The sequence below is a fragment of the Hyphomicrobium sp. ghe19 genome, assembly GCF_902712875.1.
Lineage (GTDB): Bacteria > Pseudomonadota > Alphaproteobacteria > Rhizobiales > Hyphomicrobiaceae > Hyphomicrobium_B.
The window spans coordinates 1,812,130-1,837,524 of the sequence record NZ_LR743509.1; the positions used below are offsets into that span (position 1 = coordinate 1,812,130).

A 25,395-nucleotide genomic window follows, 5' to 3' on the forward strand; every position below is an offset into this window, starting at 1 on the left:
TTGGTCGAAACCAGCTCCCACCGTTCTGCCTAATCTGTGAGCAGACTGCAGATGTGCCGCGAGTTTGGGCAGCCTATGCGCCGTTCAGCGATTTCGCAAGGGTGAACAAGACGTTTCGGAATTGCCGATTTGACGCGGCTGAGCATCTGGCGACTATGAAATTGGCAGTTCCGGTTTCACGGCGGCGATTCCGGCGGGCGAGAGGGTGTTGCGAAAGCTTGCGCGAGCGGGCACGGAAGGCCTGGGCTTTCAACGATAGTGCATTTCCAGGGAGATCGTATGTTGCGCATTGCCGCTTTGATCGTCGCGGCCGGTCGGGGAACGCGCGCGGCTTCGGGCCAAAGCTCCAGCGGTCGGGGCTCTGGCGGTCAGGGCGCCGGGCCGAAGCAGTATGCGGCGATCGGAGGTAGAACGGTCCTCACCCGCGCGATCGACGCCTTCGCGCGGCATCCCGAGATCAACGAGATCAAGGTCGTCATCCATGCCGACGATGGCGAGTTGTACAAGCGTGCCACGGCGGGATTTGGCTTCGGCAAGCTTTCCGGCGTCGCCATTGGCGGTCCAAGCCGGCAAGCCTCCGTCCTGCGCGGTCTCGAGGCCTTGGCTGGCACTGCTCCCGACGTCGTCTTGATCCACGACGCTGCGAGGCCGTTCGTATCGTCGAAAACGATCTCGAACGTCATTGCGGCGCTTCGCGAGCGGCCCGCGGCGCTCGCAGCGCTGCCCGTCACCGACACCCTGAAGCGGACGTCCGGCGACGGCGTCGTAACGGAGACTGTCGCACGCGCCGGGCTATGGCGCGCGCAGACCCCGCAAGGTTTTCAATTCGGGCCGATCATCGCCGCGCACCGTGAGGCAGCAAGTAAGAACTTGGACACGTTCACCGACGATGCCGCGATCGCCGAATGGGCCGGTCTCGCGGTGGCCGTCGTCGAAGATTCAACCGGCAACATCAAAATCACAACGGCAGAGGATCTCGAATTGGCAGACCGGCAAATGACTAGCGCACTCGAACCGCGCACCGGCACGGGCTTCGACGTTCACCGCTTCTCAGAAGGCGACCACGTTTGGCTCGGCGGCGTGAAAATTCCGCATACGCACAAACTCGAGGGACATTCCGACGCCGACGTCGTGCTGCACGCGCTGACGGATGCTCTGCTTGGCGCGATCGGAGATGGCGATATCGGTCAGCACTTCCCGCCGTCCGATCCGAAATGGAAGGGCGCTGCGTCGCGACTGTTTCTCGAGGATGCCGTTCGCCGCGTGCGCGACATCGGCGGCCGGATCGGCAACGTCGACATCACCGTGCTTGCCGAAGCCCCGCGCATCGGACCGCATCGCCCGGCGATGCAGAACTTGATCGGCGAAGTCTTAGGCCTTCCGCCGAACCGCGTCGGCATCAAAGCCACGACGATGGAGAGCATGGGTTTCGTCGGCCGCGGCGAAGGCATGGCCGCAATGGCATCGGCGATGGTCTTTGTTCCGGCCGAAGACGCCAGATGAGCGAGGCTCCTCGTCCCGCTGCCGACGACATCGCGACGAATGTCCGGCTGCGGGTGACGGTCCGGAACGTAGCGGCACTCAATCTCGGATATTTCGGGATCGAGTTTGCCGTGGCTGTCGCGATCGGCTCCGTCTCGCTCTTTGCCGACAGCGTCGACTTCCTCGAGGACGGCGCGATCAATCTGCTCATTCTCGCGGGGTTGGGTTTCAGCGCTGCTCGCCGAGCCAAGCTCGGAATGCTCCTCGCAGTGATTATTCTTGTTCCGGCTCTCGCGACGCTCTGGACGGCTTGGCAGAACTTTGCGGACGTTCGCGTTCCGGACGCTCTTCCGCTCAGTCTCACCGGATTGGGAGCGCTCGCCGTCAATGCCGTCTGCGCGTGGCTCCTCGCGCCATTTCGAGCGAGAGGCGGCAGCTTGACCAAAGCGGCGTTTTTGTCGGCGCGTAACGATGTGGCCGCGAACATCGCGATCGTGTTCGCCGGACTGTTGACTGCGGGAACGGCGTCCCGCTGGCCGGATCTCATCGTTGGACTCGGTATCGCAGCTTTGAACGCCGGAGCTGCCATCGAAATCTATCAAGCCGCCCGCGATGAACACGTTTCAGCGAAACCGTGATTACTGGGTTGCGAGCTCCCATCAATTCGCCTCGCCGACGAAATTGATGCTGCCTTGCAACGGCTTTCTTCGTTGACCCTCAAGGCAGAATCGCGGCATCAAATGGTTAAGTGGTTGTATTGCCACGACCCACGAAAGTGCTCATACGGGAGCCGATATGAACATCATGCCCCAAAATCTCGAACGCAAGCCTGACGACGACGCTATCAGCACAATCGCTGAGGCACAGTCGGAGATGTGCTTAGCGACCCGTGTGCGTCAGCTTTCGCGGATCGTCACGAGGGTTTACGACGATGCCTTGCGCCCACTCGGCATCACCGCGAGCCAATACACGTTGCTGGCGCAGCTGGCTTCTCGTGACGCCATCACGGCCGTCGAGATCGGTCACGAACTCGACATTGAAAAGTCGACCCTCTCTCGCAACTTGAAGCGCCTTTTGGCACTTGGTCATATCATCATGGATCCTCCCGCCGGACGGCGGGGACGCGGCCTGCACCTTACGCCCAAAGGTCAGGCAGTCCTGAAGGATGCCTACCCGATTTGGCAAGACGCCCAGAAGCGTACTGTCGGGGCCATGGGCTCCGATAGCCGGTCCGTCCTCGATAGCCTGCTTTCACATGCTGAGGTCCTAGCCGCGGCTTGATCAGCCAAGCCGTTTGCACATTCTTCTCTCTCTAGATAGCTTTGTCGGGGAGTGCTTCATCTGAAGCGCTCCCCTCCTTCTTTTGGGAGCAATGGCGAGGCTTCCCGCGTGTTTCCACCTGACGTACTCGATGACGCCGGCCGGCTCATTGCCGCTCTCAGAGCCAAGCGCCGGCTGCTGGCGACGGCCGAGAGCTGCACGGGCGGCCTCGTTGCAAGTGCGATTACAGCCATAGCCGGTTCGTCGGACGTGTTTTTCGGTGGGTTCGTGACGTACGCCGACGATGCGAAGTCCAGCATGATCGGGGTCGACAGCGGACTCATCCAGCGCCATGGGGCCGTTAGCGAGGCGGTCGCCCATGCCATGGCGGACGGCGTCGTCCGGACGACGGGTGTGGATCTGGCCGTTTCCATCACTGGCATCGCCGGGCCCGGCGGGGGCAGCCCGCACAAGCCCGTCGGGCTGGTCTACATCGGGATCGCTTCCGTGTTCGACGCTCCGCTCGTCGAACGCCATATGTTTGGCGAGGTTGGGAGGGACGAGGTTCGCCTCGCGAGCCTCCGGGCGGCCCTCAGGATGCTTCTAGAGGCAGCTGCATGAAGCAGGGAATTTTCTGGGCATCCATTGGCGGCGCCGTCCACGCGTTCATTCTGGTGGCTGCAAGCGCGCTGGAATTAGGGCTGGCATTCGGGCCGTCGGTCGCCGCCGATATGTCGGCGCGGGACGTCTCCCTCCTGGTGTTTCGCGCCGCTCCCGGAAGTCACCCTTCCCTCAATCATCGGGATCTGACGCGGCTTGATCTTTCGGGCCTCGACTTCAAGCAGGCCGACCTCCGTCAATCCAATCTCTTCGGAGCCGATCTTTCCGGCGCAAACCTTTCGGGGACGGATCTCTCCGGCGCGATACTGGACCGCGTCACTCTCGTCGGCGCGAAGCTCGACGGCGCTCGGCTCGACAATGCGAGCCTGATGCGCCCATCGTCATTCTCAACGCTCGCGCCTCTTGCAGCTGAAGCGCCGAGCCTCAAGGGCGCTTCGATGCGCGGCGCGCGGTTTTTTGGAACCTTCGCGGGCTCGAATCTTGCCGGCGCCGACCTCACCGATTCCCATTGTGCGCCCACGTACACCACGGGCTTCATCGAACACATTTGGCGGACCGACTTTACGAGCGCGAACTTGGAGGGGGCCATTTTCACGCGCGCCGACATGGGCCGAGCGCAACTGAGTTTTGCGCGGCTCCAAGGCGCCACCATGCGCGACGTGATCCTGCGCGGCGCTGACCTTTCGGGCGCCGATCTGACGAATGCCGATTTGTCCGGCGCTGATTTGACGGACGCCGACCTGACCGATGCGGATGTTCGGGGTGCCAATCTCTCAGGCACCAAACTTCGCAATGCCAAAGGATTGGATCGGCTCAGAGGCTTGGCGCTCGCCAAAAACTCGGACAAGAGCGTCCGCTAGTTTCGCCGTCAGGTTTCCGCCGTCTTGGGCGCGGCTCCATAGACCTGAGCGGCGCGCTCCTCGAATGCATGGGTAAAACGCCGGAATGCCTGATCGAACATCGCGCCCATCAGCGCGCCGAGCAGTTTCGAGCGAAATTCGTAGTCGATGAAAAAATCGATCATCGAGCCCGATGGATCGTCCAAAAATTTCCAACGATTTTCGAGGTGCTTGAAGGGTCCGTCGAGGTAGCTGACATCGATACGCCGGTCAGATCTGTCGATCACGACACGTGTCGTGAAGCTTTCGGCGATCGATTTGTAGCCGATGCTCATGCGGGCCGTCAGTTCCTCGCCCGCAGCGGTTTGCTGGCGTGACAGGACGGTCAGGCCGGTGCAGAGCGGAAGGAAGTCGGGATATTTTTCGATGTCGGCGACGAGAGCAAACATTTGCTCGGCCGAAAAGCGGACGTGGCGCTGGGTGGAGAAAGATGGCATGGCGCCCGTCTTATGGCACGGGTCGCTGCTTAGCGGAAAGTATATGCTTCAAGCAGCCGCACCGCTTTGCAGCGTTGCTGGCGGCTCGCTCTATCAGGCGATGAGACTAGGCGATAAGGCGGGCGACCAGCACGATCACGATTGCACCGATCGCGGCGGTGACGATTTCCGACACGAAGGCGTTTCTGATGCCGAGATTGATGCCCAGCGCTCGGAACAGATAACCGCCGACGAAGGCGCCGATGATGCCGGTGATCAGGTATCGGATCAGGCCGTCGCCACCGACCACGAGAGAGGCCAGAAAGCCGGCGATGATCCCGATGATAGCGAAGACGACCAAATCGCGCGTTTGACTGTCCATGTCAGCTCCGAAGGCTTCCTCACCGAAACGGCGGCAACTGAACCGTCATCGCCGGATCGTCACCGTGGAGTCAAAACTGGAGGCTCAAACGTGACAGCGAGCACCCAGATACTGGTTGAGCAGGTCATTGTACTTGTCGACGTCGGCGCGTTGGGCCGGCGTCAGCTTGCCGCCGCCGCTGGCGCGTTCGACTTGAGCCGGAACGCCTTTGGAATCCAGTCGATTGAGTTCGCCGCGAATCGAACCGCACGATTCGCCCGCAGGAAGAGGCTTCGCTCCCGGATCGCCACCGGTCGTTCCCGAAGCCCCGCCGCATCCCTGCAGCGCGCAGCCAAGAGCGATCACAAGACCAACCGCTAAACAACCCCGCATTATCCGTCTCACTCAGCTTGAATTTACGAAGAGGCTCCCGAGGACGGCTCTTCTAACGTCGCAGAGATCACAGCCAGGGAGCCTTCGCAATCCCCCGTGGCCTTCCTGTGGCACTGATGCAGCAACAGAAATTTCAAAATAACTGTTTTCCACACGCTGAAAAAGCGTGCGTGCCATCATCGCGGCAATGCTCGGGATCAGGTCAGTTCGCGGCAGGAGTCGTTGCAGCCGCGGCAGCTTTTGCCGGCTGTTGCGATGCGACCTGGTTCGGAATGCCCGTGCCACAGCGTGTCTGATACTCGCCGTAGGCCTTGTTGAGCTCGGCCTGTTTCTGCAGAGCCGTGCGCTTTACGGAAACCTTGTCGCCTTTGCCGTCGGCCGCCTTCTCGAGTCTCTCGATCGTGCCGTCACCCTTCAACGTCGTGATCTGACTTGCGAGCGAGGTGCAGACAGGATCTGTTTTTGCCGCGGTCTTCTCCGAAGGCGTTACCGAAGCGGTCGAAAGATCAAAACCCGAGTTCGCGCAACCGCACGTGAGAGCCGCCGCAACGACGACGAAACCGATTTTGCCAATATGAACTTTTCTCATCGAAACCCCCAGAGAGTTGCCACCCACAACTCGACGCGCACGCACCGATTGTTAGCGATCCGAGAGGACGCGGCGCAAGGAGGGGAACCCGCGTCATCCCCCGCCAAAGCGGCGGAATGGCTCGAAAGTGTGGAGATCAACTATCTGGCGCAAATGGGCAACAGAGCGGGCAGCACGGCCCGCTGCGCAGGGCGCGGCTTGTCCTCCCTACGTGATGAAGCGAGCGCGTACGGTGTTAGTGGGTCACGCGCTTACGGCTTCTCCCGAAGGCCGCCAATTCGCTTTTCGGGAAAGCCTCGTCGAAGCCTTTACGAACGGCCGCGATCAAGCGCTGTTCGCCCGATTCGCCGTTAGCGGAAGCCGAACGCGCGACGTGGTGCCCGATCTGCGCGAGCAATCTGCCCCATTCTTCCAATCGCGGGCCGAACGCTTCGCCATTGAGAGTTACGACGAGTGCGCCGTCCGCCACCCAAGCTCTGATAAGCTCGACGGCCTGCTCGGCCTCCGGCACTTCTTCCGGGATATCGAGTTCGAGGAGGACGTCGGAATCCTGCAGGTCTGACATTTCATGGACTCCCCTCGATGCACCAAACGCATCTCTGACGTAGCCAGTCTCGGCCCGGGGCTCAAGCGGCGATTATCCTTTCGGGACCACGCGCTCAGAGCTGCGGGCTGTTAAGGCGTAATAATCAACTACGGTGCTTATTGGGCGGTGATGATTTTGTCGTCGGCGCGCACATAGCCGAGCATGTCGCGCGCGGTCTCTTCCACGATATCGGCGTTCGGGATTTCGGGAGACAGCAGGGCCACGTCGTGGCGGAGTTTCGTGCGCACGCTCTCGAGACCTTTGATCTCGAAATCGACAAGCGCCGAACGCTCGACCAGCCCAGCCCGCACCTCGAGGCCGTGCCGTCCATATCGAATGTGGTAAGCGAAATAGCTCGTCAGCGCGACACAGGCCAACGTAATCGCAAGCTGCTCCATGAGCCGCCCGGCTCCGTTCGGCCTGTTCGTTGAGAGGCTCAAGTAACGCAAGGAGCGGTCCCCGAGAAGAGAGGGTGAGACCGACGGGTATATGAGAGGGGCCATTAAGAGCGGGTAAACCCGGTGTCCACTAACGGACAGCCGACTGGCAGACAGGTCGATGGACGATATTTCGCGGAGAACCAGCCAAGACCGCCGCTCAAGAACCGCGATTGGCTTCTAGAAGCGGTGTTTCACCGATCCGTGGATCATCAGGTCTTTCTGATCATCGGAATTCTGCGAGTCAGGAAGATTGGGAGCTTTGTTATTGTCCTCGGCCGCGCCGTACAAAAGATCGAGGCCGAAGTCCATTTTCGGCAGCGTACCGATTTTGCCGAGGCCGGGAATTCGGATTTCGGTGCCCTCGGGCTTCGCAGGACTTGCCTGGTCTTCCTCTTGAGCTTTCGGGGCGTCGGGCGCGGAAACGCCGCCCGGGATTGCCCCGCGCTGCTCTTCCATTGAGAACACATTGGTGCTCGCCGCAGCGGCCAACGCCGCCAGCATGCCGGTCACCATAATCAATCGTCTCACGTCTACCCCGCAATGCCTCGAAAGCACGCACATGTCGTAGTGTTGCGCGGTAGATAGCAGAAGTTCAATGGCATTAGCCCATCGTTAACTGGACGGAGGACGTTTCTTATCGTCGCTGTTGTACCATGGCCATGTTGCTAGAACGACACATGTTTTTACCCGGGCGGACCATTGCCCGATTGCGGCATTTGGGCGGCAGACCGCCAACAAAAAGGGGCTGCCCGAAGGCAGCCCCAGTACTCTGACGCAGACGGGAGAAAGCGATCAGAATCTCATCAAAGCGCCCATGATGACCATGTCGAAGGCGTCGAGCTTGACCGACTCGGCGGCAGCGTTCGTAACGTCGCCGTCTGCATGGCGATAGATCACGTAGAGATCCAAGGCAGCAGGTTCGATGTTCTGAACGACGCCAGCACCTACGAAGTTCAGGCTGCTGTTGTGGACGTAACCGCTGAGGTTGTTGGCCGTGAACGACTTGTCGAGGTTCGAGCCGCCGTCATCGTGACGATACTCGCCGAAGACGGTCGTTTTGCCGAGCGGGATCCACTTCTGCTCGATACCGCCCTGAATGAACCACATGCTGTCCGTGGCTTCAGTGCCGGAAATCTTAGCTTCGGTCTTGTCGTGGTTCTGCGCGTAGCCGCCGTAAACATACAGACCCGTGGGGACGTGCATGATCGTACCGGCGGCGCCGAACAGTTCGCAATCCTGACCGTTAAGCTTCGAGCAGTTCGAAATGGTTTCGTCGGAGTTTTGGCCGTAGCCAACCTTGCCGAGCAGGTTGAAGTCTCCGATGGTGTTCTTGTAGGTCAACGCCATCGCCCAGATGTCGTCTTCACCCCACGATGCCGTCGCCGTGAAGCCGGCAATCGTCGGCGAGTCGTAGCGGACGATGTTGCGGCGACCGTCCTGGCCGTCCGTGCCGTTGTTCACGCCGCGAAGGACGTCGGACCACTTCAGGCCGTTAACGCCGGCGCCGCCGCTGCGGAGGAGGAACGAGCCCTGAGCAACTGCCGGTGCCTCAGCGTCGGAGAAGTTACGCGTGTTGGCGCCGTCAGCGTCGTCGAGGATGTGATACATCGCCGTGCCTTCGAGACCGACAGTGACCTTGCCGTAGTCTTTGCTCTTCAGCCACCAGTTGCTCTTGCGGACCGTCAGAGTGTTGTCGCTGCTGCTCGAGGGAGAGTTTTGATCCCACTTGTTGGACGCGTGGCCCACGAGACCGATTTCGAGGGTGTAACCGGCCGAGTAGCCGGGAGCGATCTGAGCTTCGCCAGTGAACCTCACGCGCGACTGCTCGAGCGAGTTGGTGCCGATGTAGGCGTTGCGCTCGGTGCCGTCATCCCACATGAACACAGCTTCGTTGACCCAGCCCGAAACCGTGAGCGAAACCTTGCGGTTGCCCTTACGTGCGGTCGTGGCTTCGAGTTCAGCTACGCGCTCTTCAAGATCGGCGCAGCAGTTGCCGCCCAGATCGGCCGCTTGTGCGGGTGTGAATCCAATGGCCAACCCGAAGGCTGCCACTAACGCCATACGGCTACTAGATAATTTGAATACCGACTTCATCGGTGCCCCTCTGTTTACAGACCCCAAAACTCACGACGCGCAATCCCCTTCGCGCCGGGCGATTTTTCGCCGTAGCCCCTGAGAAGTTTTTCTCCGTGAGCAACTTACGTGTGTGCTAACCACGCCAATTTAACAGATGCGTGACAGTCCGGCCTCAAACGGCGTTGCACGCCTGCAACGGCTGCCCTTTGGAGCATTTCTGTGTTTCAATGATCACACTTTCAGGGGCTAAGGCATGAGCCGAGCAGACATTTTTGACATTGCTGTCGTGGGCGCTGGCCCTGCCGGGCTCATCACGGGATTGTCCTGTGCTTTCTCGGGACTCAGCACCGCCGTCCTCGGGCCGCGGTCCAGCATAACGGACGGGCGCACATCGGCGCTCTTTGGCGGGTCCATCGATCTTTTAAAAGCTGTCGGCGTCTGGCCGGCGCTCGCCGATGTCTCCGCTCCGATTTCGGGTATCAGCATAGCGGATGCGAGCGGTGGGTTGCTGAGCGCGCCGGAGGTGCATTTCCAGGCGAAGGAAATCGAACTCGACGCCTTTGGCTACAATGTTCCGAATGTCCCCCTCACCCGGGCTCTCGAAGCCGCAAGCGCTGGGCGTCTCAGCCGTATTGTCTGTGAAGGCGTGACGGGGTTCGCCTCGGAGGCCGATTATATTTTGATATCGGACAGTGACGGGAACCAGATTCGCGCACGGCTCGTCGTGGCGGCCGACGGAAGGGCATCATCGGCGCGGCAGTTCGCCGGCATCGAGGTTTCGACCTGGTCGTATCCACAGTCGGCGATCGTTGCGACCTTCCGGCACCAGCGTCCGCATCGGGGCGTATCGACCGAGTTGCATCGGCGCGCCGGGCCATTGACCGTCGTTCCCGGCCAATCCGGGCTGTCTCACCTCGTGTGGGTTGATACTCCTGAGGAGGCAGCGAGATTGCTCGCGCTTGATGATTTGGGTTTTGCTGGCGCGCTTAACGCGGAGCTCAAAGGACATCTGGGCGCGCTTTCGGAGTTCTCTCCACGGCAGGCCTTTCGGCTGACGGGACAAACCGCGCGCGTGCTCGGCAAAAACAGGGTTGTGCTCGCGGGTGAAGCTGCACACGTCATTCCGCCAATCGGCGCGCAGGGTCTCAATCTCAGCTTCCGGGATGCGGCCACGATCGCCGAGATAGCCAGTGACGCGAAACGCAATGGATCGGATGTCGGCGGCGACGCGACCCTCGCCCGATATGAAAGCGCGCGACGCAGAGACATTGCGACGCGGGTTTTCGCGGTCGACGTTCTGAACCGGTCCCTGCTGAGTACCCTTCCGGGCGTCGGCCTCGCCCGCGGGTTTGGCCTCTTTGCCCTTGCTTCCAGCTCCGCCTTGCGGGTCCGGATCATGCGGGAAGGGTTCAGGCCATCCGCTTCAACTCCCGCCTTGATGGCCTCCTCCGCGGCTGTGACCGGGGGAAATGGGGCGATGGAAGCTTGACGGGCCGCTCGTTGGGGGAGCATGACCCTCGGTCAACGGCAATACGAGGGTCGGGCACTGTCTACGCCAGAAATTTCACGGCTGCGCGATTTGCAGTTCCGGCTCGAATATTGGCTGCTTCGGGGCATAGCGGGGGTGGTGCGGTCCGTGCCTCTCGACGCCGCGACGCATTTCTCGGCTTGGTGCTGGCGCCGTCTGGCGCCCCGAATCAACCCGAAGCGCCACAATCGAGCGCTCGACAATCTCAGGATCGCTTTTCCGGAGAAGTCCGAAAAGGAACGTGAAGCCATTGCGCTCGCCCATTGGGAAAACCTTGGGCGCGTCATGGCCGAGACGATGCGCATCGACCAGATCATCGCCGAGCCGTCCCGGCTCACCATAAAGAACCCTGAGGTCTTCAACCGCTATTCGAGCAAACTCGGCCCGATTGTCGGCGCATCGCTTCACATGGGAAACTGGGAACTCGCCATCTGGCCGTTGACGATCTCGGGCGCCAATCCGGCCTGCGTCTATCGCACGGTCAACAATCCCTACATCGACCAATATGTCCGTTATCAGCGCCGCGACCTTTATCCCGGCGGTCTTTTCGGCCGGGGCAAAGTCGAGGGTGATCACGGCGAGAGCCAGAAAACCGCGCGGGTCATTATGGATTACGTTCGCAACGGCGGCCGTCTCGGCGTCGTCTGCGATCTCTATGACCACACAGGACTTCCCGTTCCGTTCTTCGGAAAGGACGCACGCACCGTGAGCATCCCGGCAATGATTGCTCGCCGGGTGGGCGCTCGGATCTGGATGGCGCGGTGCCTGCGCATCGGGCGGGACAGCCGTTTCGAGATCGAGCTCAAAGAACTTCGCGTACCGCGAACTGCCAACCAGGGCGAGGACGTGAAGTGGGCGACGGCCGAGATGACCCGTCAGTTCGAAGCCTGGGTGAGGGAATTCCCAGAACAGTGGATGTGGTCGAACCGTCGCTGGAAATGAGCTTCGGACGCTCCGCCGTGTCCGGAAGTCGGGACTGAATAGGAACCGCGGATCGACAGGTTGCGTTTCCTGAGGTTGAACCGCGACGGAGCGCCGAATGAGCGACGCCCTATCACCACTACGCCTGTTGATCGTATCCCTTGGACTACTGTTCCCGACGCTGGCTCTCATCCCGCTGGGTAGCCTGTGGCTCTGGCAACATGGCTATCTGATCTATTGGGCTGCAGCGACGCTCTGCTGCACGCTCATCGCGTTCTTCTTCCAGCGACGAACTCTTGGGCCGCCACCCAAGGCCGACCAAGACGAGCCGGCCGCCGAGGTGATCCCTCCGCCCGGCTCCTCCGGGGCCGATTCCCTGCGTTCCGCCGCGCAGAAGGCCGTCGACACATTTGCGGGAGATGCAAACACGCGAACCATCGGATCGTGGAACGATTTGCTGAATACCGGTCTCGAGACGGTTGAGATCGTCGCCAAGACCTATCATCCGGACCGCAAGGACCCGATGCTGCGCTTCACCGTTCCAGAAGCCTTGACGCTTCTCGAACAGGTGAGCGCGCGTCTCAGGCCGGTATTCGAAGGGACCATTCCGCTTGGCAACCGCCTGACGGTCGCGCAATTCGCGCAGGTCTATCGGTGGCGCGGAATCTACGACGTCGCCGGACGGGCCTGGTCGGTATGGCGTATTGCGCGTATGTTCAATCCTGCGACCGCCGCCACTTACGAATTGCGCGAGAAGCTATCGAATTCCCTCATCCAGTGGCTCAAGGGGACGATTTCGGGCCGCTTGGTTCGGGCATTTATTCAGGAGGTCGGGGCGGCGTCGATCGATCTTTATAGCGGCGAGCTCAAGAAAGCCGCGTCGAATCGTAAGACCGCACATCTGCCGGCGCCAATTCCGAAACCATAGTTTTCAGCTGAGACCTCACCTGGGCCGCGCTTCCACGCACGAAGGCCGCCGAGGCTCCAGAGGGCGGTTGCCCAATCGAGCCTTCGACGGCCTAAAAGGTTCTCACGAGCGGAACGTTGGCTAACGATGCATTGTCCGCAAGCGAGTGATTACGACTTCCAAAGTGCGCCGATGACGAAGCCGATGGCGGCTGCCATTGCCAATGTTGCGATCGGCTGATCTTTCACCGATTTGTCGATTGCGCCCTTCACGTTGCCGGCCATGTCGCCGACTTGCTGCCGAGCTTGGCCAGCTATCTCCTGCGCACGGTCGGAAGCCTCGTCAAAGGTCTGTTTGGCTTTGCCTTTGATGTCGTCGAGTGATGTCGATGTCCCATACTGGGAAGTAGATGCGGCCATAGTCAAAACTCCGTTCGTTGCAGTTTCATGGGTGCAAACGCGGAGCGCGCGGCGTTGGTTGCACGTGGCCGCCCCAAAAGAATATCGGCGGCGTGAAGCCGCCGATATGCCGATATTCAGGGTGCAGATCACATCCGAGTGTTGGAACGGCGCACCCAATGGCGGCGCCGCTACCGGGTGGTTATCGGAGGTCCGGCGGCACGGCCTCGGCGACGAGCGCGGTTAACGCTTCATCGAGACCAAGCACAGTTTGGTCCTGCGAACCGAGGCGGCGGATCGAGACCTTCTTTTCCTCGGCCTCGCGTTTTCCGACAACGATGATGACCGGAATTTTCGCGAGCGAATGTTCGCGAATTTTCAGGTTGATCTTCTCGTTGCGCAGGTCCGTCTCGACGCGCAGGCCCGCTGCCTCGGCCTTTTGCGCAACTTCTATCGCGTAGTCATTCGCGTCCGAGACGATCGGCGCGACGACGATCTGGAGCGGCGCGAGCCACAACGGGAAGTGGCCCGCAAAGTTCTCGATCAGAATGCCGGTGAAGCGCTCGAGCGAGCCGAACATCGCCCGGTGGATCATCACGGGAGTTTTCTTTTCCGAATGATCGTCGATGTAGAAGGCGCTAAGGCGGCCTGCGAGATTGAAGTCGACCTGGGTCGTTCCGCATTGCCAGTCGCGGCCGATGGCGTCCTTCAAGACGTACTCGAGTTTCGGGCCATAGAAGGCGCCCTCGCCCGGATTGATCGCTGTCTTCACCTGACCGTTCGAGCGGCGTTTCACTTCGTCGAGCACGTCCGACAACGCCTTCTCGGCTTTGTCCCAAAGCGCATCGGCGCCGACACGCTTCTCCGGCCGGGTCGAGAGCTTGATGTAAATGTCCTCGAAGCCGAAGTCCTTATAGATCGCGAGCATCAGATCGTTGATCTTGAGGCATTCCTCCATGATCTGATCTTCGGTCAGGAAGATGTGCGCGTCGTCCTGCGTGAAATGACGCACGCGGAGCATTCCGTGCAAGGCGCCCGACGGTTCATAGCGGTGAACCTTGCCGAACTCAGCGATGCGGTACGGAAGATCGCGGTAGCTCTTCAGGCCGTGCTTGTAGATCTGCACGTGGCCCGGGCAGTTCATCGGCTTGCAACAGAACACACGCTCGTCCGGCAGGACGGTCGTAAACATGTTCTCGCCGTAGTTCTCCCAGTGGCCAGAAAGCTCCCAGAAGTGCTTCTCCATCATGTCCGGAGAGTTGACTTCCTGGTAGCCGGCGCGTTGCTGCTGACGGCGCATGTATGCGATCAGGGTCTGGAACAACGTCCAGCCTTTCGCGTGCCAGAAAACGGAGCCCGGCGCTTCTTCCTGGAAATGGAAAAGATCCATTTCGCGGCCGAGCTTGCGATGGTCGCGCTTCTCGGCTTCTTCCAGCTGGTGCAGGTAGGCTTTGAGCTCGTCTTCAGTCGCATAGGCAGTGCCGTAGATGCGCTGGAGCTGCGGCTTCGTTGAGTCGCCCCGCCAATAGGCGCCCGCGAATTTCATCAGCTTGAAAGCCTTGCCGACTTGGCCGGTCGAGGTCATGTGCGGGCCGCGGCAGAGGTCGAGCCATTCGCCCTGCTTGTAGATCTTGAGGTCCTGATCCTCAGGGATCGCATCCACAAGTTCGACCTTGAAGTACTCGCCCTTGTCCTTGAAGAACTTCTTCGCCTGGTTGCGCGACCACACTTCCTTGGTGAATGGCGCGTTCTTGGCGATGATCTCTCCCATCCTCTTTTCGATTTTGGGAATGTCGTCGGGCTCGAACGGCTGCTGCTTTGCAAAGTCGTAGTAGAAGCCGTTCTCGATTACGGGGCCAATGGTGACCTGGGTGCCGGGCCAAAGCGATTGCACGGCTTCCGCCAACACGTGCGCGGCATCGTGCCGGATCAGCTCGAGAGCCGCCGGATCGGTGCGCGAGACGAAGTTGATCGACGCGTCCTTGGTGATCGGATCGGCGAGGTCGGCCAAGGCGCCGTCGAGCTGCATGGCAACGGTGCGCTTCGCAAGTGAGGGCGAGATCGACTTTGCGATTTCGAGGCCGGTGGTTCCCGAAGCGACCTGGCGCTGTTTGCCATCGGGGAACGTAATCGTAACATCAGTCATCGCGGCCTCCTTTGCTCACTCGCCGCAAACGAACGCGGCGTAAGACGATTTTCGAATGCGCTAATGGGGTGTGGCGGCGCTCGAGTCAAGTCAGCCCAATCGCAGCACCGGCTCAGCGCCAGCGGCCGTATCGCCAGGGCTGGAAGGTGTGTTTAACGGCGCGAATATCGGGCACCATATCGACGCCGTGCGTGCCGCCCGGTCCGCATCTCACGAAGCGAGAGAGGGTCAGCCAGAAGCCCCGCCAAGCGCCATTCAGTTCGATGGCTTGAAGCGCATATTCAGAACACGTCGGCCAATGGCGGCACTGGCCGCCCGCCATGCCTTTGAAGGTGTAGCGGTAGACGTGAACCGGGGCCTTGAGCAGCGCTTTTGCGAACGTAGAACTCATTGTGCGAGCAGACGCCAAGTCCGTGGGCGGACGCAAGCGCAAACCCGTCGCAGATATCAGGCGGCAGTCATCAGGGCGCCGTTATCAGGGCGTCGGAGTTGCCGGCGGGGCGGGAGTCGCAGGTGCGGGGGTCTGTCCCGCTGGCGGCGCCACTTTCGCCGCGTCCAGCTCCTTCTGGACAGCGCTCAGCTGCGATTTCAAGCTGTCGTTTTCAGCGCGAATTGTGTCCAGAGCTGCTTCGGCATCGGCCTTCGCCTTGTTCGCGATATCGAGCAGAGCCTTGACCTTATTGGTTTCGTCGCCCGCTGCCGCGAGCTTCGCCTTCGCGTCCTCTTCGGCGGCTGCGAGCTTGGCTTTCAGATCGTCGGCTTCCTTGGCCAACGCATTCGCCTTGTTGTCGAGCTCCGACACCTTGGCCATCGCCGTCGAGACGTCGGCCTTGCCCTCGTCGACCTGACGCAGCGCATCGGTCTCAGCGGCCTTCAGGCGATCGATCTCGTCCTGCGATGATTTTCTGACCTGCGCGGCATCGTCGACAGCCTTGCGGAGCGAGGTCACTTCACCCTGCATCGCCGTAAGTTCGCCCTCGGCCGACGTCTTGCCATGCCAGCCATAGAGCGCGAGGAGAGTGAGAATTGCGATCACCGCCCATTTGAGCGCGCTGGTCGACGAGGCCGCAACATCCGCGCGCGCGCCGCTATCGTTGTCCTGCGCTGCCATCTGAAACTCCGTTTCTGCTCTAGGCTACGGTTTGCGGGCGTTTACACGCCGCCGCTTCGGCCTGCCCGAAAATTCTCTTCGACTCGTGTTCGACTCGTGACTTGCATACCCGGCAGACGGTTCGACTTCCACACTCAGTTTGACGGATGTAACCGCTTGAAAAAGATGGCATTGCTGAGGCTGTCTGCGCCGATGAGTCCTGCTGGTCGCATCTTTGGGACATACAGCACGCCGCATCGTTCTCGTCGATTGGCTGAATGATTTCGCGGCAGGCTTAGTCGCAAAAAGTTGCAGTAAAGGTTAGCGCGCTACTTGCAGCGCGTCCGTCCGAAGGACTGCATCGTCAAGTGCTCTCTCGACGGCGTCGAACACAAGCAGCGTCGAAGCCTGGCGCGCTTTGTAGTTGCGGACAGGCTCGAGGACAGCAAGGTCCGCCCAACGCCCGGCGGGGGGCGGTCCCCCTTCCTTCAGCATGGCGCGCATCGTGTTGCCGACGGTGCGGAGTTCCTCCGGCGTCGAGCCGACGATCTCGCGGGCCATGACCGACGCCGACGCCTGACCGAGAAGGCAGGCCTTGACCGACTGGCCAAAATCGCTGACCCGGCCATCCTCCAATTCGAGATCGACGGTCACGGTCGATCCGCAGAGCTTGGAATGACCCGTCGCGGTGCCATGGGGGTGGGCTAATCTTCCTGTTCGCGAGATCGCTCCCGCCAGCTCGAGAATGCGCGTGTTGTAGATCTCATCGAGGTTGGCCATAGGTCTCTTTTGCGTCTTATGGTCTTTTGGATCGCGGGCGGTGTCCCGCCTCTCGTCTAAACATATCAAGAGCCGTATATAAGGCCTGCCGGCCGTGAATACGAGATCTGCCGGCATTCCGGCACGGAACGATACCCCAACGATCCCACGACGATCGGGCCTTTCCAACCGCCATAATTGGCCTATGCGGCGGTGGACCCGATATTGTGGCGGGCCCGATGATGGCCCCAACCTAGACAGAGTTGCAGATGGCGGACGGCGAAACCGACGAGACCACCCTTTCCTTTCGGCCCGTATTCGGACCGGACGGCCTGATACCCGCGATCGTGACCGATCCGGCGTCGGGAAATGTTCTCATGTTCGCCTACATGAACGAGGAAGCCCTGGCGCAAACCATCGCCAGCGGATTTGCGCATTTCTGGAGCCGGTCGCGCGCGAAGCTTTGGAAAAAGGGCGACGAGAGCGGGAACCTGCTCAAGGTCATCGAACTGCGCACCGACTGCGACCAGGACGTCATCTGGATAGCAGCCGAGGTTCAAGGCGATGGGGTCGCCTGCCATACCGGCGCTCGTTCCTGCTTCTATCGCCGAGTTGTGCCAGCTACCGGCAACGGAACGCCCGTCCTCGAGTTTGCAGACCTTCCGGAGCCGAAGACGCTCGCCTGACTACGGATATGTCTGCTGCCATCCCGGCGCTTCCGCCAGTTGCTTTGGCTCGCCCTGTTCACACCTTGATTACCTATTGGTAGCGGGGCCTTAATGCCGCAGCGCTAGCATAAGGTTTGCGGACGCTGCTCGAATGTTAGAGCCGTCGCCCGCCGGCAGGGAGTGCCAACATGGACCGCGCGGCGGGTGTTAGGATTGGATTGGCGCTGGGCGGAGGTGCCGCCCGCGGATGGGCGCACATCGGCGTTCTCAGAGCTTTGGAACGCGCCGGCATCAAGCCGGATATCATCGCGGGCACGTCAATCGGCGCGGTCGTCGGCGGATGTCATGCGGCCGGCCATCTCGACAACCTGGAGCGCTGGGCGCGCGAACTTACTCCGAAGCGCATATTCGGCTACCTCGACTTGAACTTCGCCGGCACCGGCCTGATCAGCGGCCAGCGTTTGTGCGAACGCCTCGAGCAACATCTCGGCGACCGCAACATCGAAGATCTTGGAACCCGTTTCACGGCGGTTGCGACGGAAATCGGCACTGGGCACGAACATTGGCTGTCGCGCGGCCGGTTGGTCGACGCCGTCCGCGCATCCTATGCGCTGCCGGGTGTTTTCAAGCCGGTGAAAGTTCATGGCCGCTGGCTGTTCGACGGCGCGCTGGTGAACCCCATTCCGGTCTCGGTTTGCCGCGCCCTCGGCGCTCGCTACGTTATCGCCGTCAATTTGAACTTCGATATTCTAGGTCGCGGAAGCGTCATCTCCACACCCGAGGCGCTTTTTGCGGAAGGCGAAGAAGCATTGCACATGGCTCAGGAAGTGGAGCCGCAGGACAAGCGCGGCGTGCGCGCTCTTCTGCAACGTCAGATTCTCGGAAAGCGCGATGGCGCTCCCGGCATCTCGACGGTGATGGTCGATGCTCTCAATATCGTACAGGACCGCATCGCGCGTTCGCGGCTTGCCGGTGATCCCCCTGACGCCATGATTTCACCGCGGCTTCAGGACGTCGGCCTCTTCGATTTTCACCGTGCGGAAGAAGCCATCGAGCGCGGCAGCCAAGCCGTCGAGCGTCAGCTCGACGACATGGTCCGCGAAATTGAAATATGCGATCCGAGGCGCGCACCTAATCGCGCGCGCCTGCAAACCGGTGGTTCGATCGCGAGCGATCAACCGGTCGCCAAGTAACCGCGCATTGCGCTCACTTCAAGTTCCACCTCGGCCGTGTGGTGCTTGACGACGTCTCCGATCGAAATGATGCCGACGAGCGCGCCGTTTTCGACGACGGGAATATGGCGGAAGCGTCCCTTCGTCATCGTCTCCATGATCTCGTCGAGCGTGCACTCTCGCGTGCAGCAAACGACATCGCGAGTCATTCCTTCTTTAGCAAGCATCGTGAGCGCCGCGGCTCCATGCTCCGCGATCAATCGTATGATGTCTCGCTCCGAAATAATACCAACGACGTTTTCGGTGGCGCCGAGAATGAGGATGGCGCCGATCTTGCGGCTGGCTAGCCGCAAAGCAATTTCCTGGATCGAGTCATCTGGACGCGCAGTCATGACACCGCGGTCTTTCGACTTGAGTATTTGTCCAATGATCACTGGTTCAGCCTCCGTTCCGAACGTCGTGCGTGACGGAATGCAGAGCTTTGCGCTTGCGCGCTCCGGAGGATTCGCAAGCTTGCCCGTCTTCAGCCGGCACAACGTTGCGTTTTCACCCTAATTGATATCCGCTCTTACGGCGAACTACCTAAAGGCTGGGGCAAATCCGGAATGAATGCAAGGCTTCAATCTGAATCCAGTGAAGGCGGCGGATCATTTTGCGCTGCACGATCGAAAGCACCAAGTGCGAACAAACCAAATAGATATCCGCCGACGTGCGCCTCCCACGCGATATCACCCTCTTCGCCGAATTTACCGAAGCCGATGATCGCCAGCAAATTGATCGCAAGAAAAGCGGCGGACACAGCGATAATGCGTTTGTCGCTCAAAGCGCCTCTTAACGTTAGGGCCGGGATTGCGGACGGCCGTTCGCGAAGCAAATAGCCTTCGCCCCTATCGAGCGCCGGAAAGAGAAATCGCATGACGCCGCCCATCATCGCGGAGATGGCGCCGCTTGCTCCGATGACGGGTGCCAGCAGTTCAGGATTGATAACGAGAAACAGAAGTGCACCGCACATTCCGCCCGCAATCGAGAACGCCAAAAAGCGACCTCCCCCGAGGCGAGCGCACAAGACAGATCCGAACGCGAGCATCCACGCCGAATTGAACACGAGGTGCGTGATGTCGGCGTGAACCAGCATGTGCGAAATCCACGACGTGATTGCCGACACGTCGCCGCCCGGCAGCTCGCCCGCCAATCCTGAATAGCGCGCGGGAATAAAAGCGAGCGCGAGCAGCCACCACATGAACTGGTCCGGCGTCAGAAACGACATCACGGCATGGACGGCGATCAAAACGGCAAGGATCGCGAGCACCGTGCCGGGGACGTTGAAGATTGGTTCTCGGTTCACTGGGCGTCCCACTTTGATGCGATGCGGCATCTGTCTGCCGGACGGCCGTTGTTAGCCGTTCGGTTCGAGCCGGGCAACACCGAGAACCCGCACCTCGAGCGGAAGACCTCCCGGATGGCACGAAGCATGCTCCCCACAGGTCCGTCGGGCAGATGCACCAGCGTCGTGCGCCGAAATGGTACGGACCGGCTTTAACCGCGTCCGGCCAAGTTGCAATCGTTGCCAGGTGCCCGTTCGCATGAAAGAAGCTGTCAGCCAATCGCTGTTTACCTATTGGAACGACCTCCGAGGAGATCGGCTGGCGCCGAAGCGCTTCGAAATCGACCCGTCGAGCATTGCCAATTATCTCCCCGATACATTCATTCTCGAGCGCGTCGATTATGCGACGCTGAGGTTCCGCCTCGCCGGAACACGGATCGCCGAAGCCTTCGGCATGGAATTGCGCGGGCAAAGTCTGCTCAGGCTCTTCAACGAGGAAGACGCAGCCACATTGGAAGGGCAAATCTCACTCATCACCTCTGAGGCCGCGGTCGGCGTATTCGAGATGTCCGCCCACGATGGGCGCAGTCACTCGGCCTCTTTCGAAATCATGATTTTGCCTTTGGTCCACACGCGCGATGTCGTGGAACGCTATCTCGGTTCGGTCGTGCCGATCGACAGGCCGGAATGGCTCGGCAGGGTGCCTCTTCCGCATCGTTCGCTTGTCCGCCACAAGCTCATCCGGCCCGATGGCTCGACACGCCGCGAAGTCGAAACCGTCAATCGCCAGACACCGTTTTGCCCGACCATTCGAGAGGCCAGAATTGTGCGATCGGCGCGCCGGCAATTCCGCGTCTATGAGGGCGGCCTCAGCGGAACGGCGAAGACAGATAATCTTTAGGACGGACATAACCTTACCCGGAGCCAATCGATTTTGATGCGCTGATTAGAACTTCATTAAGGAGGTCTTCGGCATAGTCATTCCGGGTAGCGTTCATGTGTTGACACCGCGGATAGCGCCCAATGAACCCACCCCGTTCAGTCCCAAGGGTCGGCTATGTCCGTGCATTCGAGCATCATCCGGGAAGTCCTCCAGCAGACTGATGCGCTGACGGCGGGAGACTTGCGCAGGCATCGCAGGATGCCGCTTTCGCTTTCGGGCCGCTTCATGCGCCCTGACCGCACCGAATACACATGCCAGCTCAAGAACATCTCAGTCGGCGGTGCCGCGATCATAACGACGAACGTGCCCGAAATCGGTGAGCGCGTCGTCGTCTATCTCGAGCATCTCGGCGGCCTTGAAGGCGTGGTCGCGCGAATTACGTCCGACGGCTTCGCATTTGCTTTTAAAGTCACTGAGCACAAACGCGAGAAGCTCGCGGCGCAAATCATGTGGCTGGTGAACAAGGATGACTTCCCTGACGAGGTCGGCCGGTTGCATGAGCGCACAGGAACTCGCGGGCGGCGGACGACGTTGAGGGTCGAAGAAGGCGTCATAATTGACGTCGAATTGCTCGATGTTTCAGCATCCGGCGCTTCAATCGGCACTCCGGCACGGCCGCCGATCGGAAGCCTCGTGATCGCTGGAAAAACGCGGGCGATCGTTCGGCGTCACCACGGACACGGCATAGGTTTACAATTCCTGTCGCTGCTTTCGCCCGAGGCGTTGCGCGACAGATTTCCTTGAACATTACGCGTTGGTTGTGTGATGCCTCAAATCGCCCGCCGAGTTGCCAAAATCCTAAAGTTCAATTTGGATGTAACTTTAGTGCGAATGCCACGGCGGGCATTCATGCTAAAAGCAGCTGTCTCGCGTACTGTATCGTACCGTGTTCGAGGGCGTATCATGAAGTACGGTAGCGTAGCCATTTACTTGGCAGTTGGACTATTTGCGGCAGTGATGCCGGCGGCAGCGCAGCAGGTAGCGGTGGTCAGCCCCGCGACGCGAGCTCCCGAATTTATGCGGGTATACGGAAGTTCCCAGCCGCCATATGGCTTTGTGGCTTTCTGTGAGCGCATGCCTCAGGAATGTATCGTCACCTCACAGGATGACGCGCGTTACCAGGCGACACCACAGGCTTTGAGCGAGCTCGACGAGGTCAATCGCTCGGTCAATCACGAGATTGAACCCGCGACCGATCTCGAAGTTTACGGCGTCGTCGAATACTGGACGCTGCCGAAAACGCGCGGCGATTGCGAAGATTACCAACTTCTTAAGCGTCATCGTCTCATCGCTCGAGGCTGGCCGTCCTCATCGCTTTTGATGACGGTCGTTCGTGACGAAAAGAACGAAGGACACGCCGTACTTACGGCGCGTACGACGCAAGGCGATTTCATCCTCGACAACAAGGTCGATGTCGTGCGGCTGTGGAACCAGACGCCTTATCACTATGTGATGCGGCAGTCGTATATGGATCCGAAGGTTTGGGTATCACTCGACCCGAACGATGCCGCGACGCCTGCTGCGCTGTCGGGTGTTCAGTCGGTCAATCCGGGGATCATCGAGACGACGCCGGGTTACCGGTAATTGGGCAGTAGTCGACGAAAAAACTTTGCAGGCCGGACTGAAAACCGATCTTTGGCCGTTCCCCCGGCCGATCCCCCGATCGAGTCCGACCTGTTCGCGGGCCGTGCGTCTTCCCCCGAGACGCCGGCCCGCTTTTTTTTGGCCGGTTCATGCAAACGCGGTCAACGAGGATTTAACGTCAGGATTTCAAGTTTGCGGCGTAAGGCCCGCGGCGTAGTGCTTCCACTTTTCAACGTAGCGCCGTGCGCCGCCGCCGAAGCGATGGGCTTCTTCGTCGCTCAGTTGACGAACGACTTTGCCGGGTGAACCCATAACCATCGACCGGGGCGGAATGATCTTTCCTTCCGGTATCAGCGTATTCGCGCCGATAACACATTCCTCGCCGATCTGAGCACCATTCAAAATGATGCTGCCGATGCCGATGAGGCTGCCGCGGCCAATGGTGCAGCCATGCAGCATCACCATGTGACCGACGGTGCAGTCTTCGCCGATAGTGAGTGGAAAACCCGGATCGGTGTGCAGAACGCAGCCGTCCTGCACGTTCGACCGGGCCCCGACAGTGATCAATTCGTTGTCGCCGCGGAGCACGGCGCCGAACCAAACGCTCGCGTCCTCCTCGAGCTTCACTTTGCCGAGGAGAACGGCATTGGGGGCGACCCAGAACACGCCGTTTGCCGGCGTGCTCACGCCTATGCCATCGAATTTATAAAGGGGCATTCTGATCGGGCTCTAGACGCCTTCGAGGTCCATATCGAGGATCGCCATCTGAAATTGATAGGACGTCTCGCCCTCTTCGACTTCACGATAAAGCGTCGCGACGAACTCGCCATTGATGAAGACTTCGGCCATGTCGTCTTTCTTCGGCTGCGGTTTGATTTCAAGGTTGGTGGCGCCGAACGTTTTACGCAGGTACGACTGCAGGCGTGCGAGTTCTTCTTTCTTCAATGTCTTTCTCCTGAACGAATTTCAGAGGCCGCCGAAATCATCAACCCAACCCTGCTCCATTGAGCGGGCGGGTTCGGCGCAACCTGCGCTGCCGACGATTTTCGCGGGTACTCCGGCGACGGTTACGTTGGGCGGCACTTCGGCGAGAACCACCGATCCGGCAGCCACGCGCGAGCAACGCCCGACTTTGATATTACCAAGGATCTTGGCCCCCGCTCCGACGAGCACATTATCGCCGATCTTCGGGTGGCGGTCACCCATCTCTTTGCCGCTGCCGCCAAGTGTCACCGCATGCAGGAACGAGCAGTTGTCGCCGACGACGGCTGTCTCGCCGACGACGAAACCCGTTGCGTGATCGAGCATGATGCCTTTGCCGAACTGCGCGGCCGGATGAATGTCGACCGCAAACATTCGCGACGACTGGCTTTGCAGATAGAGCGCAAAATCATAGCGGCGGCTCTTCCACAGCGCGTGCGCGAAGCGATACGTGACGAGAGCGTGGAAACCCTTGAAGTACAACAGCGGGTCGAGATAGCGCGTGCATGCCGGATCGCGGTCGTAAACCGCCTGGAGATCGGCACGGAAAATTGCGCCGATGCCCGGGTGCTCGGCCATCACGCTTTGGAATGTTTGCGAGATGAGCCCGGCATCCACGTCGGTGTGGTTCAACCGCTGGGCGAGCCGATGGCAGACCGCATCTTCCAACATCTGATGGCTGAGAACGGTCGCGAAGATGAAGCTGCCGAGCGCGGGCTCGGTCTTCATCGCGGCTTCGGCCTCGGCGCGGATCTGCGCCCAGATCGGGTCGACGATTTGGACCTTGGATGTGGCTGTCTTTGTGTTCGACACGTCTTGCCTCTAACGCGGAATGAGGGCCTGAAGGCCCGCGCACGCACGCGAACCGATCCAAATTAGCAACTGCCGATTAACGCCGGCGTAAACCACGGTCAATCGATCGCGTCGTTAACGTATACACTTTCTCGTCGCCGCGTGCATCTGCCGCCCTGGCCCCGGTTTGCCGGCCGTTTTATTGCGCCTTAGATGGCCGCCCGAACAGAAGGATCAAGATGCATGGCTCAAGCCGCGGAAGTCGCCAACCCGACGCTGCGATACGTCAAGGACGGGGCCATCGGCTGGATCACGGCCGACAATCCGGCGCGGATGAATGCACTCACGGCCGCCATGTGGGAGGCCATACCGGGCGCGGTCGCGCAAGCGGTTGCCGATCCAGACGTCCGGGTCGTCGTTTTGCGCGGCGCGGGCGACAAGGCCTTTTCGGCCGGCGCCGATATTTCCGAATTCGAGAGTTCCAGAACCGGGGATGCCGCCAAGACATACGATGCGTTGAACGACAACGCATTCAATGCGCTCATCGGCTGCCCCAAGCCGACGATTGCCATGATCCATGGTTTTTGTCTCGGCGGCGGACTTGGACTTGCTCTCTGCTGCGATATGCGGATTGCGGACGATGCGAGCCAGTTCGCCATTCCTGCGGCCAAGCTCGGGATTGGCTACAATGCACGCTGGGTGCGGCCGATCCTTGCCGCCGTTCCGGCAGCGCGCGCCAAGGAACTCTTATTCACTGGACGCCGTTTCCGCTCCGCCGATGCAGAAGCGATGGGCCTCGTTTCGCAACTCGTGACGACGGCCGAACTCGAGGCGACCGTCCGGGCGCTGGCGCTGGAGATTGCCGCGAACGCACCGTTGTCCGTCGCGGCAGCCAAACAGGTGATCGACGAAATCTCCGGCCATCCCGAGAATCCCGATATGACTCGCCTCGATGCCGCCGTCGCGGCCTGTTTCGAAAGCGAAGACTATGGCGAAGGCCGCCGGGCATTTCTTGAAAAGCGCAAGCCAGTATTCAAGGGCAAATGAATTGACCGTGCG

General features: G+C 60.4%; 32 protein-coding genes. 14 read left to right on the plus strand and 18 right to left on the minus strand.

Going from position 1 to position 25,395, the window contains the following annotated elements; translation table 11 throughout:
* The first annotated feature begins 279 nt into the window (after nt 1-279).
* From AACL53_RS08610 to AACL53_RS08630, 5 genes are all read left to right on the plus strand, one after another.
* Nucleotides 280-1,503: a bifunctional 2-C-methyl-D-erythritol 4-phosphate cytidylyltransferase/2-C-methyl-D-erythritol 2,4-cyclodiphosphate synthase gene (locus AACL53_RS08610; protein ID WP_339084076.1), complete on the plus strand. Its 1,224-nt coding sequence runs from the start codon at nt 280-282 to the stop codon at nt 1,501-1,503.
* The gene (locus tag AACL53_RS08615) at nt 1,500-2,120 is read left to right on the plus strand and encodes a cation transporter (protein ID WP_339084077.1); all 621 of its coding nucleotides are present in this window, start codon (nt 1,500-1,502) and stop codon (nt 2,118-2,120) included. The genes AACL53_RS08610 and AACL53_RS08615 overlap by 4 nt, the downstream gene beginning before the upstream one ends.
* A 157-nt stretch (nt 2,121-2,277) precedes the next feature.
* The gene (locus AACL53_RS08620) at nt 2,278-2,763 is read left to right on the plus strand and encodes a MarR family winged helix-turn-helix transcriptional regulator (RefSeq protein ID WP_339084078.1); all 486 of its coding nucleotides are present in this window, start codon (nt 2,278-2,280) and stop codon (nt 2,761-2,763) included.
* A gap of 108 nt (nt 2,764-2,871) precedes the next feature.
* A complete protein-coding gene (locus AACL53_RS08625) occupies nt 2,872-3,363 on the plus strand; it encodes a CinA family protein (RefSeq protein ID WP_339084079.1) in 492 nt (163 codons plus the stop codon).
* A complete protein-coding gene (locus AACL53_RS08630; protein WP_339084080.1) occupies nt 3,360-4,223 on the plus strand; it encodes a pentapeptide repeat-containing protein in 864 nt (287 codons plus the stop codon). Before AACL53_RS08625 ends, AACL53_RS08630 begins: the two co-directional genes overlap by 4 nt.
* 8 nt (nt 4,224-4,231) lie before the next feature.
* On the opposite strand, the gene AACL53_RS08635 is transcribed toward AACL53_RS08630, so the two are convergent.
* The 8 genes from AACL53_RS08635 to AACL53_RS08670 form a co-directional block, all read right to left on the minus strand.
* Entirely contained in the window at nt 4,232-4,699 is a 468-nt protein-coding gene (locus AACL53_RS08635) for a type II toxin-antitoxin system RatA family toxin (RefSeq protein ID WP_339084081.1), read from the minus strand.
* Nucleotides 4,700-4,805: 106 nt separating this feature from the next.
* Nucleotides 4,806-5,060, minus strand: coding sequence for a GlsB/YeaQ/YmgE family stress response membrane protein (locus AACL53_RS08640; protein ID WP_339084082.1), 255 nt, complete (start codon nt 5,058-5,060; stop codon nt 4,806-4,808).
* An 84-nt stretch (nt 5,061-5,144) separates the two neighbouring features.
* Nucleotides 5,145-5,432, minus strand: coding sequence for a hypothetical protein (locus AACL53_RS08645; protein WP_339084083.1), 288 nt, complete (start codon nt 5,430-5,432; stop codon nt 5,145-5,147).
* A 202-nt stretch (nt 5,433-5,634) separates the two neighbouring features.
* Entirely contained in the window at nt 5,635-6,021 is a 387-nt protein-coding gene (locus AACL53_RS08650; protein WP_339084084.1) for a hypothetical protein, read from the minus strand.
* A 235-nt stretch (nt 6,022-6,256) separates the two neighbouring features.
* Entirely contained in the window at nt 6,257-6,586 is a 330-nt protein-coding gene (locus AACL53_RS08655) for a DUF5076 domain-containing protein (protein WP_339084085.1), read from the minus strand.
* A 137-nt stretch (nt 6,587-6,723) separates the two neighbouring features.
* Entirely contained in the window at nt 6,724-7,005 is a 282-nt protein-coding gene (locus AACL53_RS08660; RefSeq protein ID WP_339084086.1) for a septum formation initiator family protein, read from the minus strand.
* Between the two features lie 219 nt (nt 7,006-7,224).
* Complete coding sequence (locus tag AACL53_RS08665; protein ID WP_339084088.1) at nt 7,225-7,575, minus strand: hypothetical protein; 351 nt, start codon at nt 7,573-7,575, stop codon at nt 7,225-7,227.
* 264 nt (nt 7,576-7,839) lie between these two features.
* On the minus strand, nt 7,840-9,141 hold the full coding sequence (locus AACL53_RS08670) for a porin (protein WP_339084089.1): 1,302 nt from the start codon (nt 9,139-9,141) through the stop codon (nt 7,840-7,842).
* Between the two features lie 235 nt (nt 9,142-9,376).
* On the opposite strand from AACL53_RS08670, the gene AACL53_RS08675 reads away from it, so the two are divergent.
* The 3 genes from AACL53_RS08675 to AACL53_RS08685 all read left to right on the plus strand — a co-directional run bounded on the left by AACL53_RS08675 (nt 9,377) and on the right by AACL53_RS08685 (nt 12,500).
* Nucleotides 9,377-10,612: an FAD-dependent monooxygenase gene (locus AACL53_RS08675; RefSeq protein WP_339084090.1), complete on the plus strand. Its 1,236-nt coding sequence runs from the start codon at nt 9,377-9,379 to the stop codon at nt 10,610-10,612.
* Nucleotides 10,613-10,633: 21 nt separating this feature from the next.
* A complete protein-coding gene (locus AACL53_RS08680; protein WP_339084091.1) occupies nt 10,634-11,593 on the plus strand; it encodes a lysophospholipid acyltransferase family protein in 960 nt (319 codons plus the stop codon).
* Nucleotides 11,594-11,690: 97 nt separating this feature from the next.
* Entirely contained in the window at nt 11,691-12,500 is an 810-nt protein-coding gene (locus AACL53_RS08685; RefSeq protein WP_339084092.1) for a GTP-binding protein HSR1, read from the plus strand.
* A gap of 149 nt (nt 12,501-12,649) precedes the next feature.
* Here AACL53_RS08685 and AACL53_RS08690 read toward each other — a convergent pair whose 3' ends face one another.
* The 5 genes from AACL53_RS08690 to AACL53_RS08710 all read right to left on the minus strand — a co-directional run bounded on the left by AACL53_RS08690 (nt 12,650) and on the right by AACL53_RS08710 (nt 16,893).
* Nucleotides 12,650-12,898, minus strand: coding sequence for a hypothetical protein (locus AACL53_RS08690; RefSeq protein ID WP_339084093.1), 249 nt, complete (start codon nt 12,896-12,898; stop codon nt 12,650-12,652).
* Nucleotides 12,899-13,079: 181 nt separating this feature from the next.
* Nucleotides 13,080-15,023 (minus strand): threonine--tRNA ligase, encoded by a 1,944-nt coding sequence (gene thrS, locus AACL53_RS08695; protein WP_339084094.1) that lies wholly within the window; start codon nt 15,021-15,023, stop codon nt 13,080-13,082.
* Between the two features lie 112 nt (nt 15,024-15,135).
* On the minus strand, nt 15,136-15,414 hold the full coding sequence (gene yidD / locus AACL53_RS08700; RefSeq protein WP_339084095.1) for a membrane protein insertion efficiency factor YidD: 279 nt from the start codon (nt 15,412-15,414) through the stop codon (nt 15,136-15,138).
* Between the two features lie 84 nt (nt 15,415-15,498).
* The gene (locus AACL53_RS08705; RefSeq protein WP_339084096.1) at nt 15,499-16,134 is read right to left on the minus strand and encodes a hypothetical protein; all 636 of its coding nucleotides are present in this window, start codon (nt 16,132-16,134) and stop codon (nt 15,499-15,501) included.
* A 300-nt stretch (nt 16,135-16,434) separates the two neighbouring features.
* Nucleotides 16,435-16,893 carry an iron-sulfur cluster assembly scaffold protein gene (locus AACL53_RS08710; protein WP_339084097.1) on the minus strand — a complete coding sequence of 153 codons (459 nt, stop codon included), beginning with the start codon at nt 16,891-16,893 and terminating at the stop codon, nt 16,435-16,437.
* Nucleotides 16,894-17,141: 248 nt separating this feature from the next.
* On the opposite strand from AACL53_RS08710, the gene hisI reads away from it, so the two are divergent.
* Together hisI and AACL53_RS08720 are read left to right on the plus strand one after the other, a co-directional pair.
* Nucleotides 17,142-17,558 carry a phosphoribosyl-AMP cyclohydrolase gene (gene hisI, locus AACL53_RS08715; RefSeq protein ID WP_339084098.1) on the plus strand — a complete coding sequence of 139 codons (417 nt, stop codon included), beginning with the start codon at nt 17,142-17,144 and terminating at the stop codon, nt 17,556-17,558.
* 170 nt (nt 17,559-17,728) lie between these two features.
* On the plus strand, nt 17,729-18,733 hold the full coding sequence (locus tag AACL53_RS08720; RefSeq protein WP_339084099.1) for a patatin-like phospholipase family protein: 1,005 nt from the start codon (nt 17,729-17,731) through the stop codon (nt 18,731-18,733).
* On the opposite strand, the gene AACL53_RS08725 is transcribed toward AACL53_RS08720, so the two are convergent.
* Both AACL53_RS08725 and AACL53_RS08730 read right to left on the minus strand, forming a co-directional pair.
* The gene (locus tag AACL53_RS08725; RefSeq protein WP_339084100.1) at nt 18,715-19,146 is read right to left on the minus strand and encodes a CBS domain-containing protein; all 432 of its coding nucleotides are present in this window, start codon (nt 19,144-19,146) and stop codon (nt 18,715-18,717) included. The genes AACL53_RS08720 and AACL53_RS08725 overlap by 19 nt on opposite strands.
* 185 nt (nt 19,147-19,331) lie before the next feature.
* Nucleotides 19,332-20,057: a rhomboid family intramembrane serine protease gene (locus AACL53_RS08730; RefSeq protein WP_339084101.1), complete on the minus strand. Its 726-nt coding sequence runs from the start codon at nt 20,055-20,057 to the stop codon at nt 19,332-19,334.
* A gap of 238 nt (nt 20,058-20,295) precedes the next feature.
* On the opposite strand from AACL53_RS08730, the gene AACL53_RS08735 reads away from it, so the two are divergent.
* From AACL53_RS08735 to AACL53_RS08745, 3 genes are all read left to right on the plus strand, one after another.
* Nucleotides 20,296-20,937 (plus strand): PAS domain-containing protein, encoded by a 642-nt coding sequence (locus tag AACL53_RS08735; RefSeq protein ID WP_339084102.1) that lies wholly within the window; start codon nt 20,296-20,298, stop codon nt 20,935-20,937.
* Nucleotides 20,938-21,093: 156 nt separating this feature from the next.
* On the plus strand, nt 21,094-21,723 hold the full coding sequence (locus AACL53_RS08740) for a PilZ domain-containing protein (protein WP_339084103.1): 630 nt from the start codon (nt 21,094-21,096) through the stop codon (nt 21,721-21,723).
* 159 nt (nt 21,724-21,882) lie between these two features.
* The gene (locus tag AACL53_RS08745) at nt 21,883-22,563 is read left to right on the plus strand and encodes a transglutaminase-like cysteine peptidase (protein WP_339084104.1); all 681 of its coding nucleotides are present in this window, start codon (nt 21,883-21,885) and stop codon (nt 22,561-22,563) included.
* Between the two features lie 186 nt (nt 22,564-22,749).
* On the opposite strand, the gene AACL53_RS08750 is transcribed toward AACL53_RS08745, so the two are convergent.
* From AACL53_RS08750 to cysE, 3 genes are read right to left on the minus strand one after another with little or no spacing between them, the layout of a single operon-like run.
* Nucleotides 22,750-23,280, minus strand: coding sequence for a gamma carbonic anhydrase family protein (locus AACL53_RS08750; RefSeq protein WP_339084105.1), 531 nt, complete (start codon nt 23,278-23,280; stop codon nt 22,750-22,752).
* A 12-nt stretch (nt 23,281-23,292) separates the two neighbouring features.
* Nucleotides 23,293-23,508, minus strand: coding sequence for a DUF3126 family protein (locus tag AACL53_RS08755; RefSeq protein ID WP_339084106.1), 216 nt, complete (start codon nt 23,506-23,508; stop codon nt 23,293-23,295).
* 21 nt (nt 23,509-23,529) lie between these two features.
* Nucleotides 23,530-24,357, minus strand: a complete 828-nt coding sequence (cysE, locus tag AACL53_RS08760; RefSeq protein ID WP_339084107.1) for a serine O-acetyltransferase — start codon at nt 24,355-24,357, stop codon at nt 23,530-23,532.
* Nucleotides 24,358-24,579: 222 nt separating this feature from the next.
* Here cysE and AACL53_RS08765 point away from each other — a divergent pair, with 222 nt between their 5' ends.
* Nucleotides 24,580-25,383 carry an enoyl-CoA hydratase gene (locus tag AACL53_RS08765; protein ID WP_339084108.1) on the plus strand — a complete coding sequence of 268 codons (804 nt, stop codon included), beginning with the start codon at nt 24,580-24,582 and terminating at the stop codon, nt 25,381-25,383.
* Nucleotides 25,384-25,395 lie beyond the last annotated feature (12 nt).

Excerpts from the sequence above, each read along its gene's own strand:
- AACL53_RS08660 (WP_339084086.1), bottom strand. The coding sequence starts at position 7,005 with ATGGAGCAGCTTGCGATTACGTTGGCCTGTGTCGCGCTGACGAGCTAT.
- AACL53_RS08635 (WP_339084081.1), bottom strand. The coding sequence starts at position 4,699 with ATGCCATCTTTCTCCACCCAGCGCCACGTCCGCTTTTCGGCCGAGCAA.
- AACL53_RS08750 (WP_339084105.1), bottom strand. The coding sequence starts at position 23,280 with ATGCCCCTTTATAAATTCGATGGCATAGGCGTGAGCACGCCGGCAAAC.
- AACL53_RS08630 (WP_339084080.1), top strand. The coding sequence starts at position 3,360 with ATGAAGCAGGGAATTTTCTGGGCATCCATTGGCGGCGCCGTCCACGCG.
- AACL53_RS08765 (WP_339084108.1), top strand. The coding sequence starts at position 24,580 with ATGGCTCAAGCCGCGGAAGTCGCCAACCCGACGCTGCGATACGTCAAG.
- AACL53_RS08610 (WP_339084076.1), top strand. The coding sequence starts at position 280 with ATGTTGCGCATTGCCGCTTTGATCGTCGCGGCCGGTCGGGGAACGCGC.
- AACL53_RS08615 (WP_339084077.1), top strand. The coding sequence starts at position 1,500 with ATGAGCGAGGCTCCTCGTCCCGCTGCCGACGACATCGCGACGAATGTC.
- AACL53_RS08650 (WP_339084084.1), bottom strand. The coding sequence starts at position 6,021 with ATGAGAAAAGTTCATATTGGCAAAATCGGTTTCGTCGTCGTTGCGGCG.
- AACL53_RS08620 (WP_339084078.1), top strand. The coding sequence starts at position 2,278 with ATGAACATCATGCCCCAAAATCTCGAACGCAAGCCTGACGACGACGCT.
- hisI (WP_339084098.1), top strand. The coding sequence starts at position 17,142 with ATGGCGGACGGCGAAACCGACGAGACCACCCTTTCCTTTCGGCCCGTA.
- AACL53_RS08655 (WP_339084085.1), bottom strand. The coding sequence starts at position 6,586 with ATGTCAGACCTGCAGGATTCCGACGTCCTCCTCGAACTCGATATCCCG.
- AACL53_RS08685 (WP_339084092.1), top strand. The coding sequence starts at position 11,691 with ATGAGCGACGCCCTATCACCACTACGCCTGTTGATCGTATCCCTTGGA.
- AACL53_RS08640 (WP_339084082.1), bottom strand. The coding sequence starts at position 5,060 with ATGGACAGTCAAACGCGCGATTTGGTCGTCTTCGCTATCATCGGGATC.
- yidD (WP_339084095.1), bottom strand. The coding sequence starts at position 15,414 with ATGAGTTCTACGTTCGCAAAAGCGCTGCTCAAGGCCCCGGTTCACGTC.
- AACL53_RS08740 (WP_339084103.1), top strand. The coding sequence starts at position 21,094 with ATGTCCGTGCATTCGAGCATCATCCGGGAAGTCCTCCAGCAGACTGAT.
- AACL53_RS08710 (WP_339084097.1), bottom strand. The coding sequence starts at position 16,893 with ATGGCCAACCTCGATGAGATCTACAACACGCGCATTCTCGAGCTGGCG.
- AACL53_RS08670 (WP_339084089.1), bottom strand. The coding sequence starts at position 9,141 with ATGAAGTCGGTATTCAAATTATCTAGTAGCCGTATGGCGTTAGTGGCA.
- AACL53_RS08690 (WP_339084093.1), bottom strand. The coding sequence starts at position 12,898 with ATGGCCGCATCTACTTCCCAGTATGGGACATCGACATCACTCGACGAC.
- thrS (WP_339084094.1), bottom strand. The coding sequence starts at position 15,023 with ATGACTGATGTTACGATTACGTTCCCCGATGGCAAACAGCGCCAGGTC.
- AACL53_RS08720 (WP_339084099.1), top strand. The coding sequence starts at position 17,729 with ATGGACCGCGCGGCGGGTGTTAGGATTGGATTGGCGCTGGGCGGAGGT.
- AACL53_RS08680 (WP_339084091.1), top strand. The coding sequence starts at position 10,634 with ATGACCCTCGGTCAACGGCAATACGAGGGTCGGGCACTGTCTACGCCA.
- AACL53_RS08645 (WP_339084083.1), bottom strand. The coding sequence starts at position 5,432 with ATGCGGGGTTGTTTAGCGGTTGGTCTTGTGATCGCTCTTGGCTGCGCG.
- AACL53_RS08675 (WP_339084090.1), top strand. The coding sequence starts at position 9,377 with ATGAGCCGAGCAGACATTTTTGACATTGCTGTCGTGGGCGCTGGCCCT.
- AACL53_RS08735 (WP_339084102.1), top strand. The coding sequence starts at position 20,296 with ATGAAAGAAGCTGTCAGCCAATCGCTGTTTACCTATTGGAACGACCTC.
- AACL53_RS08705 (WP_339084096.1), bottom strand. The coding sequence starts at position 16,134 with ATGGCAGCGCAGGACAACGATAGCGGCGCGCGCGCGGATGTTGCGGCC.
- AACL53_RS08745 (WP_339084104.1), top strand. The coding sequence starts at position 21,883 with ATGAAGTACGGTAGCGTAGCCATTTACTTGGCAGTTGGACTATTTGCG.